This window comes from Streptosporangium sp. LJ11, from assembly GCF_051918945.1.
Taxonomy (GTDB): domain Bacteria; phylum Actinomycetota; class Actinomycetes; order Streptosporangiales; family Streptosporangiaceae; genus Streptosporangium.
In genome coordinates this window covers 155265-169054 of sequence record NZ_JBPXMB010000013.1, presented here as the reverse complement: position 1 = coordinate 169054, position 13790 = coordinate 155265, and the positions used below count along the sequence as shown (strand labels likewise).

Here is a 13790-nt window from a genome sequence, read left to right as displayed (position 1 = left end):
CCGCCGATCAGGCGCGGACGCGAGCGACACGAGAGGCTCCGGTATGGCTCCTAGGGCGGACGGCCGGCTCGACCTGCCGGCCGTGAGCGAGCGGCAGAGCCTGCGTGAGCAGGTGGCCCACGCGCTCAGGGCGGCCCTCATCACCGGTGAGATGAGGCCCGGCATGGTCTACTCGGCCCCGGTCCTCGCCGCCCAGTTCGGGGTCTCGGCGACCCCGGTGCGCGAGGCCATGCTCGACCTGGCCAAGGAGGGCCTGGTCGAGGCGGTGCGCAACAAGGGCTTCCGGGTCACCGAGCTGTCCGACCGGGACCTGGACGAGCTGACCGAGATCCGCAGGCTCATCGAGGTGCCCACGGTGGCGCAACTGGCCGACGCCGGGCGCGCGCCGAGCTTCGAGACGCTGCGCCCGCTGGCCCAGGCGATCGTCGACGCCGCCGAGCGCGGCGACCTGCTCGCGTACGTCGACGCCGACATCCGCTTCCACCTGGACCTGCTCGCCCTGGCGGGCAACTCCCACCTCGTGGAGGTGGTCCGCGACCTGCGCAACAGGGCCCGCCTGTACGGCCTGTCGTCCCTGCACCGGAGGGGCACCCTCGCCGACTCCGCCCGCGAGCACCTCACCCTGCTCGCGCTGCTCTCCGAAGGGGACGCGAGCGGTGCCGAACGGCTGATGCGCGCCCACATCCGGCACGTCCGCGGCATCTGGGCCAGCCGGCCCGAGTAGCGGCGGCCCGGCGGCCGAGGGCGACCGGCCGGGACGCGGCGGCTCGGAGGGCGGGCCGGCGGTGCCCCGCGAGCGCCGGGCCGGGACGGCGGGACGGTCCGGGGTGCCGCGGGTGGCGCCCCGCGGCGGGAACCCGATCGGCGGGCGCCGCGGGTGGCGCCCAGGCGGGGACGGGGTCAGCCGCTGCCGCGGGTGGCGCCCACGCTGGCGATGACCACGCAGCCGATGGCGGCCCACTCCCGTACCTGGAGCACCTCGCCCAGCACCAGCAGCCCGACCAGCGCCGCCATCGCGGGCTCCAGGCTCATCAGGATGCCGAAGACCCGCTTGGGCATCCTGCGCAGGGCCTCCAGCTCGATCGAGTAGGGGATGACCGACGACAGCAGGCCCACCCCGAGCCCGATCAGCAGGAGCTCGGGCTGGAGCAGGTCGGTGCCGCCCGAGGTGATCCCGACGGGGGCGACCAGCACACAGGAGACGATCATCGCCAGGGAGAGGCCGGTGCTCCCGGGAAAACGCCGGCCGACCGAGGCGGACAGCAGGATGTAACCGGCCCAGCAGGCCGCCGCCACCAGGGCGAAGGCGATCCCGGCCCAGCTGATCCTGGACACCGTCGTGCCCCACGGGGCCAGCAGCACCACGCCCGACCCGGCGAGCGCGACCCAGAGCAGGTCGAGGCGGCGGCGCGAGGCCGCCACCGCGACGCCGAGCGGGCCGAGGAACTCGATCGCCACCGCGATGCCCATGGGCAGCCGGGCCAGCGCCTCGTAGAACGACAGGTTCATCACGCCCAGCGTCACGCCGAACGCCACCCCCGCCCCGACGTCCGCCCTGGACAGCCCGCGCAACCGGGGGCGGGCGATCGCGCCCATGATCAGCGCTCCTGTCGCGATCCGCAGGAACACCACGGCGCTCGGCGGCAGCTGGGAGAACAGATCCTTGGCGAAACCCGCGCCCACCTGCACCGACAGGATGGCCAGTATCACCAGCCCGGACGGCGGGACGGCGTCGGAGGCCGCCTTCAGCAGTGCTCCGGGCTTGAGCAGGCTCTGCTTGTACGGCTCGGCGGGCCCCTGCAGGGCTTCGGCGGTCACGGCTCTCCTCATGCCAGGTGCAAAGCGATTTATGACACCTTACTTTTCGTGACTCTCATTTTCAGCGGCGTCCGCGATGCGAGACGCCCGGCGAGAAGTGCCTCCCCCGCGAAGGTGCCGCCTCAGCGCTCTCAGCGCCCTCAGCGCCCTCGGGGGCCTCGGCGTTCTCGGCGGGGGTGACGGCCTCGCCGGTCTATCCGGTGGCGGGTGCCGGGTCGCGAGTGTAGAGCGCCACGGTCATACCGGGTACGCGGCCCGTCCGCCATGCCTTGATCCGGACGAATCCCTCCTTGACCAGGGCGGTGACCCGGCCGACGCGCGAGGCCGCCTCCGATCCGCCGCGCCAGACCACCCAGACCCGCTCGCGCCCGGCCACGGCGGCGGCCACGTCGGAGCGCTCCGGGTAGCCGAAGGAGTCCGGCAGGGGGCCGGGCCCGGCGAGCAGCACGTCGTCGGGCAGCCCCTTCCCCCCGTGCCGCGTCCCGTCGTAGTAGCGGAGGCCCTCACGCAGCGAGGAGCGCCCGTAGACGAGGGCGTCGCCCGGCCGGGACTCGCCGGCGAGGATCCGTGCCGCCCGGGGGAAGTTCTCGTGGTGCCCGTCCTCCCTGCGGAAGTCCAGCTGGCCGGGGAACCCGGCGGCCAGCACGCCCGCCAGCGCGAGCCCGGCGGGCAGGCGGGGCAGCGCGCTGAGCGCGAGCCCGGCCAGCAGCGCGTACGCGGGCACCGTCGCGAACAGGTAGCGGTCGACGTAGACCGGCGAGACCAGGTGGGACAGGGCGAACAGCAGCAGGGGCGGCAGGAGCGCCCAGGCGCCCAGCAGGACGATCCAGAGCCGGTCGGTGCCGTGTCGCCGGCGCAGGAGAGGGGCCGCCGCCGCGACGGCCAGCACCGCGCACCCCGCCAGGACGGTGCCCCCGGCCATCTTGGGCAGTGCCAGGAACACGTCGGGTCCCGGCATGGTGATCCAGCTGATCGCGTGCCGCTCGGCGAAGCCGACCGCCGCCCAGACGGCCCCCGGAACACACCCCAGGGCCACGCAGGCCAGCACCCTGGGCAGGACGCCCCGCCCGTACAGCGCGATCGCGAGCAGGTGCGCGGACATCACGAGCAGCGCGAACACCTGCGTGCAGCCCAGCAGAGCGACGGCGGCCGCGTACCTCCACCAGCCGCCGCGCCGTCCTGGCTCCTCGATCGCCCGGTACAGCGTCCAGGTGGCCAGGACCGCGGCGGCGGCGGCGAACGCGTAGGAGCGGATGTTCTGTCCGTGGTAGGAGACCGAGGGCAGGAAGACGTAGACGGCGGCGGCGGCCAGTCCGGCGGGCTGCGAGCTCAGCCGGCGTCCCAGGTCGGCGATGAGCGCGGTGGCCGCGCCCGTCGCGAGCGCCGAGGGCAGGCGCATCCACCACTCGGCCTGCCCGAACTCCAGCCACAGGTGCATGAGGCCGTAGTAGGGCAGGAAGTGCCCGTCGATGTGCTGGGCCAGCTCCCAGAGTCCTCCGGCGCCGCGGCGGGCCGCGCTGAGGGTGGCGAGCTCGTCCGACGACTGGGAGACCGTGGACGAGCCTGCGACGGCGACAAGCGCGGCGACGATCCCCATGACCGAACTCGGCCAGATCTGCCCCGTATATCGTGTCGCCGGACGGGATGAAGACCGCGTTCCGGTAATGATCACTTGGAGGATGGTAGATCTTGACGATCATCCTCGTAGATCTTTTACATGAACGTGGGGATATTTCCGATCAAGCAGTTCCGGCGCGCGGGTCCGGCCGGGTCACTCCCAGCGGAACGTCCGGGAGGTCAGGAAGAGCGACACCGCCGCCCACGCCGCGAGGATCGCCGCGGCGGCGAGCGGGAGTCCCGCGCCGTCGCTCAGGACCGCGCGGAGCCCGCCGGTCAGCGCCGAGATCGGCAGCAGTTCCAGCACCGGCCGTACCGCCTCGGGGAATTTCGCCAGCGGGAAGGCGACCCCGCCGCAGGCGAGCAGGAGCAGGTAGACGAGGTTCGCCGCGGCGAGCGTGGCCTCGGCGCGCAGCGTTCCCGCCATCAGCAGGCCGAGCCCGCTGAACGCGGCGGTGCCCAGCACGACCAGCAGCAGCGCCGCGAGCGGCGAGCCCGTGGGGCGCCAGCCCAGGGCGAGCGCCACCCCGCAGATGACCGCCACCTGGACGACCTCCACGGCGATCACCGCGAGCGTCTTGGACAGCATCAGCCCGGTCCGCGACAGCGGGGTCGCGCCCAGCCGCTTCAGCACGCCGTACCGGCGCTCGAAGCCCGTCGCGATGGCCTGCCCGGTGAAGGCGGTGGACATCACGGCCAGCGCGAGCACCCCGGGAGTCATGAAGTCGATCCGGGAACCGCCGCCCACGTCGATGATCGGGGCGGAGGAGAGGCCGACGAGCAGCAGCACCGGGATGATCATCGTGAGCAGCAGCTGCTCGCCGTTGCGGAGCATCGCCCGTATCTCCGCGCCCGTCTGGGCCGCCACCATCCGGCCCAGCGGCGCGGCTCCGGGAGCCGGCGTGAGGTCCAGGGTCGTCATGGGGCTCTCCTGCGGTCTGGCCCGTGCTCCGGCCGGGACCGCACCCGGACGCGCGCGGGGAGGTGGCGAAGGGGTTTCGAGGGTGCCGCCTGAGCGGGGGGCTCCGGGAGCGTCGCCGCGCCAGGGGGTTCCGGGAGTGTCGCCGGAGCCGGGGGTCTTGAGGGCGTCACCGGAGTTCACGCCCGGTCAGCTCCAGGAAGACGTCCTCCAGGGTGCGCCGCTCGATGCTGAGGTCGTCGGCGGTCACCCCCTCGGCGGCGCACCAGGTCGTCACGGTGGCCAGGAGGCCGGGCGCGACCTGCCCCTCGATGATGTAGTGCCCCGCCGGCGACTCCTTGGCCGCGCTGCCGGCGGGCAGGGCGGCGAGCAGCTCGTCCAGGGAGAGACCGGGTCGGGCGCGGAAGCGCAGCTGCCGCTCGGCGCCGGTGAGGGAGGAGGGCGTGCCCTTGGCGACCACCCTGCCGCGGTCGATGATCACGATCTGGTCGGAGAGCTTCTCCGCCTCGTCCATGTGGTGGGTGGTGAGCACCACCGAGACCCCGCTCGCGCGCAGGTCCCGCACCAGCTCCCAGCAGGCGTGCCTGGCCTGCGGGTCCAGACCCGCGGTCGGCTCGTCGAGGAAGACCAGCTCGGGACGGCCGATGACCGCCCCCGCCAGCGACACGCGCTGCTGCTGGCCGCCGGAGAGCCTGCGGTACGGGGTGCGGGCGTGCTCGCTCAGCCCCAGCCGCTCCAGCAGCGCCGCCGGGTCGAGCGGGTGGGCGTGGAAGCGGGCCATCAGCCGCAGCCACTGCCCGCAGCGGGACGCGGGGGGAACGCCGCCCGCCTGGAGCATCACCCCGACCCTGGCCCGCAGTTCCGGTCGTGACGGGTCGAGCCCGAGCACCCTCACGGTGCCGCCGTCGGACCGGCGGAATCCCTCGCAGATCTCCAGGGTGGAGGTCTTGCCGGCCCCGTTGGGGCCCAGCACCGCGGTGACCGCGCCTCGGGCGGCGTTGAAGGTCAGTCCGTCGATCGCGGTCGTCCCGCCGTATCTCTTGACCAGGTCGACGATCTCGACGGCTGGGGAGTCCATGGCCACGAGTTTAGGGACTGCGCTCGCCGGTCACGCTTCCGGACCACGCGTCCGGGGCCGCCGCGGCCTCGTTTCCCGGCCGGAACCGGACCCGCCCTACTGGCGCTTAAAGGTTTTTCTGAGGAAATTTCCGAAATACAGGAATTCGGATGACCGGCTGTTGGTTGGGACGCTTCGGCCCCTGTGGGCCCATCGTCGCCCGTGACCGGCGGGCGTGGCCTGCAACCAAAAGGGGACACGGGTATGACCGCGGCCGTCGTCGAGCCGGAGGTGGCGCCGATCGCACGGCGCAGGACACTGCTACTGCTCATCCTGGGCGCGCTGTCGGCGGTGGGTCCTCTCTCGATCGACATGTACCTGCCCGCCTTCCCCTCCATCGCCGCCGACCTGGGCACCGGGCAGGCGCAGGTGCAGCTCACCCTCACCGCCTGCCTCATCGGGTTCTCCATCGGGCAGGTCGTCGCGGGCCCGATCAGCGACACGCGCGGCCGGCGCGGCCCGCTGCTGATCGGCATCGCCGCCTACGCCGCCGCCTCCCTGCTGTGCGCCTTCTCCCCGTCGGTGTACGGGCTGGTGGGGTTCCGCCTGTTGCAGGGCATCGCGGGCGGCGCCGCGCTGGTGATCGTCCGCGCGGTCGTCCGCGACCTGTACGAGGGGGCGGCCATCGCCCGGATCTTCGCCACCCTCATGCTCGTGACCGGCCTCGCGCCGATCCTGGCCCCGATCGCGGGCGCGCAGCTGCTCGACCACACCTCCTGGCGGGGCGTGTTCGTCGCGCTGAGCGTCGCGGGGCTCCTGCTGCTGGCCGCCGCGCTGTCCGGGGTGCGCGAGACGCTGCCCGCCGACCGGCGCGAGAGCGGCGGGCTCCGGCACACCCTCGTCACCTTCTGGCACCTGCTCCGCGACCGCTCCTTCATGGCCGCCACCCTGGCCGGTGGGCTGGGCTTCGCGGCCATGTTCGCCTACATCTCCGGATCGCCCTTCGTGCTCCAGGACGTCTACGACACCTCGGCGCAGACCTTCTCCCTGGTGTTCGGGCTGAACGCGCTCGGCCTGACCGTCACCGCGCAGATCGGCGGACGCCTCGCCGGGCGGCTGGACCCGGCCAGGCTGATCGTCGCCGGGCTGCTCATGAGCGTGGCCGGGGCCGCGGGGGTGCTCGTCGCGGCCCTGTTCCACCTGCCCCTGCCGGTGCTGGTCGCCGCGCTGTTCGTGATGATGTGCGGGGCGGGTTTCGTCCTGCCGGGCAGCGGCGCGCTCGCCCTGGCCGGCCAGCCCCAGCAGATCGCCGGGAGCGCGGCCGCGCTGACGGGCGTGCTGCAGTTCGCGCTCGGCGCGCTCGCCGCCCCGCTGGTGGGTCTGGGCGGCGAGGGATCGGCCCTGCCGATGGCCGTCGTCCTGGCCGGGTTCACCCTCGCCGCGCTCGCCGCCTTCGTCGGGCTGCGGGGAGCCTCACGGAGCGTTTCCCCAGCTTAGGTAAGGCTTACCTGCGTGACGAACCACATTCGGTCGGCCGTACATCGGGTTTGTAACTGGGGAAGCAATTACGGCACACTGATGTTGTGAAATACGTGACCGGGATGCAGGGCACCGAGGGATCCGCCGCCGCGCGGCCCTCCGGCGTGTCCGCCGAGCGCAGCACGCGAGCGCGTGTCGCCCGGCTCATCCTGGAGCACGGACCCATCACCGCCGCCGCCCTCGGCGAGCGGCTCGGCCTCACTCCCGCCGCCGTGCGCAGGCACCTCGACGCCCTGCTGGCCGAGGGAATGGCCGAGGCCCGCACCGCCAGGCCGCGGGGCCAGCGCGGGCGCGGGCGACCGGCCAAGCTGTTCGCGATAACCGACGCGGGCCGCAGCGCCTTCGAGCACGCCTACGACGGCCTCGCCGGGAGCGCGCTGCGTTTCCTGGCCGAGCGCGTGGGCGAGGAGGCCGTGGCGGAGTTCGCCAGGTCACAGGTGGCCGGCCTGGTCGACCGCCTGCGGCCGAGGATGAGCGAGGTCCCCGCCGACCAGCGGGTCCGCGTGCTGGCCGAGGCACTGTCGGCCGACGGCTACGCCGCCTCGGCGAGCAAGGCCAGCCTCGGCGGCGAGCAGCTGTGCCAGCACCACTGCCCGGTGGCGCACGTGGCCGCGGAGTTCCCGCAGCTGTGCGAGGCCGAGACGGAGGCGTTCGGGCGCATCCTCGGCACCCCCGTGCAGCGGCTCGCGACCATCGCCCACGGCGACGGCGTGTGCACCACGCACGTGAGTCCCCGCAGAACCCCCGGGCCGGGCGCGAAAGAGCCCGCGACGGGCCTATCGATACCTGATCCGGCGCCACCGCCGGCAGTCCACGAAACGATCGACACATCGAGCAAGGAGACCGGAAGGTGACTGTCACCGACCGCCCGGAGCTGGAAGGCCTCGGGAATTACAAGTTCGGCTGGGCCGACTCGGACGCCGCGGGAGCGACGGCCCGGCGTGGCCTGTCCGAAGAGGTCGTCCGCAACATCTCCGCGCTGAAGAGCGAGCCGGAGTGGATGCTGGACCTTCGTCTGAAGGGGCTGCGCCTTTTCGGTAAGAAGCCCATGCCCAACTGGGGTTCCGACCTCAGCGGGATCGACTTCGACAACATCAAGTACTTCGTGCGCTCGACGGAGAAGCAGGCCGCCTCCTGGGAGGACCTGCCCGACGACATCAAGAACACCTACGACAAGCTCGGCATCCCCGAGGCGGAGAAGCAGCGCCTGGTCGCCGGCGTCGCCGCCCAGTACGAGTCCGAGGTGGTCTACCACAAGATCCGTGAGGACCTCGAGGAGAAGGGTGTCATCTTCGTCGACACCGACACCGCCCTCAGGGAGCACGAGGAGATCTTCAAGGAGTACTTCGGGACCGTGATCCCCGTCGGCGACAACAAGTTCGCCGCGCTGAACACGGCCACCTGGAGCGGCGGCAGCTTCATCTACGTGCCGCCGAACGTCAACGTGGAGATCCCGCTCCAGGCCTACTTCCGGATCAACACCGAGAACATGGGCCAGTTCGAGCGGACCCTGATCGTCGTCGACGAGGGCTCCTACGTCCACTACGTCGAGGGCTGCACCGCGCCGATCTACTCCTCCGACTCGCTGCACAGCGCGGTCGTGGAGATCATCGTGAAGAAGAACGCGCGCTGCCGCTACACGACCATCCAGAACTGGTCGAACAACGTCTACAACCTGGTCACCAAGCGCGCCGTGGCGTACGAGGGCGCGACCATGGAGTGGGTCGACGGCAACATCGGTTCCAAGGTCACCATGAAGTACCCGGCCGTCTACCTCATGGGCGAGCACGCCAAGGGCGAGACCCTCAGCGTCGCCTTCGCCGGTGAGGGCCAGCACCAGGACGCCGGGGCCAAGATGGTGCACCTCGCGCCGAACACCAGCTCCTCGGTGATCTCCAAGTCCGTCGCCCGTGGCGGCGGCCGCACCTCCTACCGCGGCCTGGTCCAGATCGAGGAGGGGGCGCACGGCAGCGCCAGCACCGTCAAGTGCGACGCGCTCCTCGTCGACCAGATCAGCCGCTCCGACACCTACCCCTACGTGGACGTGCGCGAGGACGACGTCTCCATGGGGCACGAGGCCACCGTCTCCAAGGTCTCCGACGACCAGCTCTTCTACCTGATGAGCCGCGGCATGGGCGAGGACGAGGCGATGGCGATGATCGTCCGGGGCTTCGTCGAGCCGATCGCCCGCGAGCTCCCGATGGAGTACGCCCTGGAGTTGAACCGCCTGATCGAGCTGCAGATGGAAGGGGCCGTCGGCTGATGGGTCTCGACACCGGAAAACCCCTGTCGACCCTCCACGAGAAGGCCTCGTACGACGTGGCCGACTTCGCGGTACCGACCGGCCGGGAGGAGGAGTGGCGCTTCACCCCGCTCTCCCGGCTCAAGGGCCTGCACGAGGGCGTCGCGGCCTCCGCGAACGTCGTCGTGCACGTCGACGCCGCCCCCGAGGTCACCGTGGAGACCGTCGGCCGCGACGACCAGCGGGTCGGCAGGGCCTACGTGCCCGCCGACCGCGTCAGCGCCCAGGCCTACGCCTCCTTCGAGAAGGCCACCGTGCTCACCGTCCCGCGCGAGGCCGTCGCCTCCAAGCCGACGGTGATCACCCTCACCGGGTCCGGGCAGGGCGCCGCGTACGGCCACACGGTCGTGCGGCTGGAGCCGATGGCCGAGGCCGTGGTCGTCCTCGACCACCAGGGCAGCGCCGTCTACGCCGACAACGTCGAGTTCGTCGTGGGCGAGGGCGCCACGCTCAAGGTCGTCAGCCTGCAGGACTGGGCCGACGACGCCGTGCACGTCTCCCACCACCACGCCCTGCTGGCCAAGGACGCGACCTTCCGCGGCTTCGTGGTCACCCTCGGCGGCGACCTGGTCAGGCTGTCCCCGTCGGTCTCCTACGAGGGCCCCGGCGGCGACGCCGAGCTGAACGGCCTCTACTTCGTCGACGCCGGCCAGCACCTGGAGCACCGCCTGCTCGTCGACCACTCCAAGCCCGGCTGCCGCAGCAACGTCGACTACCGCGGCGCGCTGCAGGGCCAGGACGCCCACGCGGTCTGGATCGGCGACGTCATCATCCGCGTCGAGGCCGAGGGCACCGACACCTACGAGCTCAACCGCAACCTGTTGCTCACCGACGGCGCCCGCGCCGACTCGGTGCCCAACCTGGAGATCCTCACCGGCGAGGTCGCCGGGGCGGGTCACGCCAGCGCCTCGGGCCGTCTCGACGACGAGCACATCTTCTACCTCCAGGCCCGCGGGATCCCCTTCGAGGACGCACGCCGTCTCGTCATCAGGGGCTTCTTCGCGCAGCTGCTGGAGAAGATCGAGGTTCCCGAGCTTCGCGAGCGGGTGCTCGCCCGGGTCGAGGCGGAGCTTGAGAAGTGACGTTCGAGAAGGTCTGCAAGCTCGCCGACATCCCCGACGAGGGAGTGATCGGCCTTGAGGTCGGCGACACCCCCGTCGCCCTGGTCCGCCGGGGCGAGGAGGTCTTCGCGCTGCACGACGTCTGCTCCCACGCCGAGGTGAAGCTCAGCGAGGGAGAGGTCTACGACGGCACCCTGGAGTGCTGGCTGCACGGCTCGTGCTTCGACCTGCGCTCGGGCAAGCCCACCGGGCCGCCCGCCAACAAGCCCGTCCCCGTATACCGAGTAAAGATCGATGGCGATGACGTCCTCGTCTCGCTCTCGAAGGAGTCATAAAGTGTCTGACACGAGCCGAGTTCCCTCGGGTTCCACCCTGGAGATCCGCGACCTGCACGTCACCGTCGCCGACAAGGAGATCCTGCGCGGCGTCAACCTGACCGTGCGGGCCGGCGAGACCCACGCCATCATGGGCCCCAACGGCTCGGGCAAGTCCACGCTCGCGTACGCGATCGCCGGCCACCCCAAGTACACGATCACCAGTGGCCAGGTCCTGCTCGACGGGGTCGACCTGCTGGAGCTCACGGTCGACGAGCGCGCCCGCGCCGGCCTGTTCCTCGCCATGCAGTACCCGGTCGAGGTCCCCGGCGTCAGCGTCTCCAACTTCCTGCGCACCGCCGTCACCTCCATCCGCGGCGAGGCCCCCAAGCTCCGCGAGTTCGCCAAGGACCTCAAGTCCGGCATGGACGCGCTGTCCATCGACGCGACCTTCGCCCAGCGCAACGTCAACGAGGGCTTCTCCGGCGGCGAGAAGAAGCGCCACGAGATCCTCCAGCTGGAGCTCCTCAAGCCGAAGATCGCCGTCCTCGACGAGACCGACTCCGGCCTCGACGTCGACGCGCTGCGCGTGGTCTCCGAGGGCATCAACCGCTTCCGCTCCGGCGAGACCGGCGTGCTGCTCATCACCCACTACACCCGCATCCTGCGCTACGTGAAGCCGGACTTCGTCCACGTCTTCTCCGCCGGGCGGATCGTGGAGCAGGGCGGCCCCGAGCTCGCCGAGAAGCTCGAGGCGGAGGGCTACGAGGCCTACACGAAGGCGTCGGCCTGATGGACACCGGCCTTGACGTGGAGAGGATCAGGAAGGACTTCCCGGTCCTCTCCCGCGAGCTTCCCGGCGGCAGGCCGCTCATCTACCTCGACTCGGGCAACTCCTCGCAGAAGCCGACCCAGGTGGTCGAGGTGATGCGCGAGCACATGGCGATGCACTACAGCAACGTCGGCCGTGCCATGCACGTGCTGGGCGCGGAGTCCACCGAGGCGTACGAGGACGCCCGCGACAAGGTCGCCGCCTTCATCGGCGCGCCCGACCGCGACGAGGTCGTCTTCACCAAGAACGCCTCCGAGGCGCTCAACCTGGTGGCGTACGCCTTCGGCAACCCCATCGGCACCGACCCCCGCTTCCGGCTCGGGCCGGGCGACGAGATCGTCATCTCCGAGATGGAGCACCACTCCAACATCGTGCCGTGGCAGATGCTCGCGCAGCGCACGGGCGCGACGCTGCGGTGGTTCTCCGTCACCGACTCCGGCCGCCTGGACCTGTCCAACCTCGGCGAGCTCGTCAACGAGCGCACGAAGATCGTCTCGATCGTGCACCAGTCGAACGTGCTGGGCACGGTCAACCCGGTCGCCCCGGTGCTCGCCAGGGTCCGCGAGGTCGGCGCGCTGATGATGCTCGACGCCTCCCAGTCGGTGCCCCACCGGAAGGTGGACGTGGCCGCGCTGGGCGTCGACTTCCTCGCCTTCACCGGCCACAAGGTCCTCGGCCCGTCGGGGATCGGCGTGCTGTGGGGCCGCGGCGAGCTGCTCGAGGCGATGCCCCCGTTCCTGGGCGGCGGCGAGATGATCGAGGCGGTCTGGATGGACCACTCGACCTACGCGCCCGCGCCGCACAAGTTCGAGGCGGGCACCCCGCCCATCGTCGAGGCCATCGGTCTCGGTGCCGCGATCGACTACCTGTCCGAGATCGGGATGGACGCCGTCACGCGCCACGAGCGCGAGCTCACGGCGTATGCGCTCGACGCTCTGGGGGAGGTCCCGGGGCTGCGGGTGATCGGCCCGCTGGACCTCGAAGACCGGGGCGGCACGGCCTCGTTCACCCTGGAGGGGATTCACCCGCACGACGTCGGGCAGATCCTGGATGACAACTTCGGGGTGGCCGTGCGCGTGGGGCACCACTGCGCCCGACCGCTCCACCTGAGGTTCGGGATTCCCGCGACCACGCGGGCGTCCTTCTACCTCTACAACACACCGGCCGAGATCGACGCCCTGGTCCGCGGCCTCCACCACGTGCGGAAGGTGTTCGCCTAGCCATGCCCGAGCAGTCGAGCCGGCGAGCGGGCGGACGGCGGGCGGCGGATGCCCGCCGCACGGCGTCCGGCGACGCGCGAGCGTACGGCGCAGCGAACGAGAAGGTGAGCACGGCCCTATGATCGCCGAGTCCATGTACCAGGAGCTGATCCTGGAGCACTACAAGCACCCGCAGGGGAGGGGGCTCCGCGATCCGTACGACGCCGAGGTCCACCACGTGAACCCGACGTGCGGTGACGAGATCACCATGCGCGTGAAGCTGGGCGACGGCGGCAAGGTCGAGGACGTCTCCTACGACGGGCAGGGCTGTTCCATCAGCCAGGCCGCGGCCTCCGTGCTGCACGAGCTGGCCACCGGCTCGACCGTCGACGACACCCTCGGCGTCGTGGACGAGTTCACCCGGCTCATGCAGGGCAGGGGAAAGGTGGAGGCGGACGAGGACGTGCTGGGCGACGCCGTCGCCTTCGCCGGGGTCGCCAAGTTCCCCGCTCGGGTGAAGTGCGCGCTACTGGCGTGGATGGCCTACAAGGACGCGGTCGTGAGGAGCACCAAATGAGCAAGGCTGTAGAGACCCCCACCACGGCGTACGACGGGGACACCACCCATGACGAGGTCATGGAGGCTCTCAAGGACGTCGTGGACCCCGAGCTCGGCATCAACGTCGTCGACCTGGGCCTGATCTACGGACTCCACCTGGACGCCGCCGAGCAGGGCGGCGAGGGCGCTGCGGGCGGCGAGGGCGTCACCTTGCCGGTCGCCACCATCGACATGACGCTGACCAGCGCGGCCTGCCCGCTGACCGACGTCATCGAGGACCAGGCGCACTCGGCCCTGGAGGGCATGGTCTCCGACGTGAAGATCAACTGGGTGTGGCTGCCGCCGTGGGGCCCGGACAAGATCACCGACGAGGGGCGCGAGCAGCTCCGGATGTTGGGTTTCAACGTCTGAGAAGTGGTTTCCGGTACGGCTCGCACCCCCCGGGGTTCGGGCCGTACCCAATTGTGTGAGAGGATTTCCGAGGCCGGGAAGAAAAGCCCGGCCTGGAGTGTTGACTCCAACCGACGGACAAGCGGCCGGCCGATGCCGGACGCCCCGACCGAACCCGGCACTG

General features: G+C 71.3%; 14 protein-coding genes. 10 read left to right on the top strand and 4 right to left on the bottom strand.

Annotation, left to right across the window (positions count from 1 at the left end; all coding sequences use genetic code 11):
• Positions 1-43 precede the first annotated feature (43 nt).
• Positions 44-724 (top strand): GntR family transcriptional regulator, encoded by a 681-nt coding sequence (locus ACTOQ3_RS20650; protein ID WP_362685797.1) that lies wholly within the window; start codon positions 44-46, stop codon positions 722-724.
• Between the two features lie 176 nt (positions 725-900).
• Here ACTOQ3_RS20650 and ACTOQ3_RS20645 read toward each other — a convergent pair whose 3' ends face one another.
• From ACTOQ3_RS20645 to ACTOQ3_RS20630, 4 genes are all read right to left on the bottom strand, one after another.
• Positions 901-1818, bottom strand: a complete 918-nt coding sequence (locus tag ACTOQ3_RS20645) for an EamA family transporter (RefSeq protein WP_440084985.1) — start codon at positions 1816-1818, stop codon at positions 901-903.
• A gap of 193 nt (positions 1819-2011) precedes the next feature.
• A complete protein-coding gene (locus ACTOQ3_RS20640) occupies positions 2012-3415 on the bottom strand; it encodes a glycosyltransferase family 39 protein (RefSeq protein WP_440084984.1) in 1404 nt (467 codons plus the stop codon).
• Positions 3416-3589: 174 nt separating this feature from the next.
• Positions 3590-4357, bottom strand: coding sequence for an ABC transporter permease (locus ACTOQ3_RS20635; RefSeq protein ID WP_440084983.1), 768 nt, complete (start codon positions 4355-4357; stop codon positions 3590-3592).
• 166 nt (positions 4358-4523) lie between these two features.
• The gene (locus tag ACTOQ3_RS20630; protein ID WP_440084982.1) at positions 4524-5432 is read right to left on the bottom strand and encodes an ABC transporter ATP-binding protein; all 909 of its coding nucleotides are present in this window, start codon (positions 5430-5432) and stop codon (positions 4524-4526) included.
• Positions 5433-5675: 243 nt separating this feature from the next.
• Here ACTOQ3_RS20630 and ACTOQ3_RS20625 point away from each other — a divergent pair, with 243 nt between their 5' ends.
• The 9 genes from ACTOQ3_RS20625 (at position 5676) to ACTOQ3_RS20585 (ending at position 13627) form a co-directional block, all read left to right on the top strand.
• Positions 5676-6908, top strand: coding sequence for a multidrug effflux MFS transporter (locus ACTOQ3_RS20625; RefSeq protein ID WP_440084981.1), 1233 nt, complete (start codon positions 5676-5678; stop codon positions 6906-6908).
• Between the two features lie 104 nt (positions 6909-7012).
• On the top strand, positions 7013-7804 hold the full coding sequence (locus tag ACTOQ3_RS20620; RefSeq protein WP_440085039.1) for a helix-turn-helix transcriptional regulator: 792 nt from the start codon (positions 7013-7015) through the stop codon (positions 7802-7804).
• The gene (gene sufB / locus ACTOQ3_RS20615; RefSeq protein ID WP_362836595.1) at positions 7801-9213 is read left to right on the top strand and encodes a Fe-S cluster assembly protein SufB; all 1413 of its coding nucleotides are present in this window, start codon (positions 7801-7803) and stop codon (positions 9211-9213) included. Before ACTOQ3_RS20620 ends, sufB begins: the two co-directional genes overlap by 4 nt.
• Complete coding sequence (gene sufD / locus ACTOQ3_RS20610; protein ID WP_440084980.1) at positions 9213-10334, top strand: Fe-S cluster assembly protein SufD; 1122 nt, start codon at positions 9213-9215, stop codon at positions 10332-10334. Before sufB ends, sufD begins: the two co-directional genes overlap by 1 nt.
• The gene (locus ACTOQ3_RS20605; protein ID WP_362685816.1) at positions 10331-10648 is read left to right on the top strand and encodes a Rieske (2Fe-2S) protein; all 318 of its coding nucleotides are present in this window, start codon (positions 10331-10333) and stop codon (positions 10646-10648) included. The genes sufD and ACTOQ3_RS20605 overlap by 4 nt, the downstream gene beginning before the upstream one ends.
• Before the next feature lies 1 nt (position 10649).
• Positions 10650-11420 carry a Fe-S cluster assembly ATPase SufC gene (gene sufC, locus ACTOQ3_RS20600; RefSeq protein ID WP_440084979.1) on the top strand — a complete coding sequence of 257 codons (771 nt, stop codon included), beginning with the start codon at positions 10650-10652 and terminating at the stop codon, positions 11418-11420.
• Positions 11420-12679: a cysteine desulfurase gene (locus ACTOQ3_RS20595; RefSeq protein ID WP_440084978.1), complete on the top strand. Its 1260-nt coding sequence runs from the start codon at positions 11420-11422 to the stop codon at positions 12677-12679. Before sufC ends, ACTOQ3_RS20595 begins: the two co-directional genes overlap by 1 nt.
• 118 nt (positions 12680-12797) lie before the next feature.
• Positions 12798-13235, top strand: coding sequence for a Fe-S cluster assembly sulfur transfer protein SufU (sufU, locus tag ACTOQ3_RS20590; protein WP_362685821.1), 438 nt, complete (start codon positions 12798-12800; stop codon positions 13233-13235).
• Positions 13232-13627, top strand: coding sequence for a metal-sulfur cluster assembly factor (locus tag ACTOQ3_RS20585; protein ID WP_362836589.1), 396 nt, complete (start codon positions 13232-13234; stop codon positions 13625-13627). The genes sufU and ACTOQ3_RS20585 overlap by 4 nt, the downstream gene beginning before the upstream one ends.
• The last annotated feature ends 163 nt before the right edge of the window (positions 13628-13790 follow it).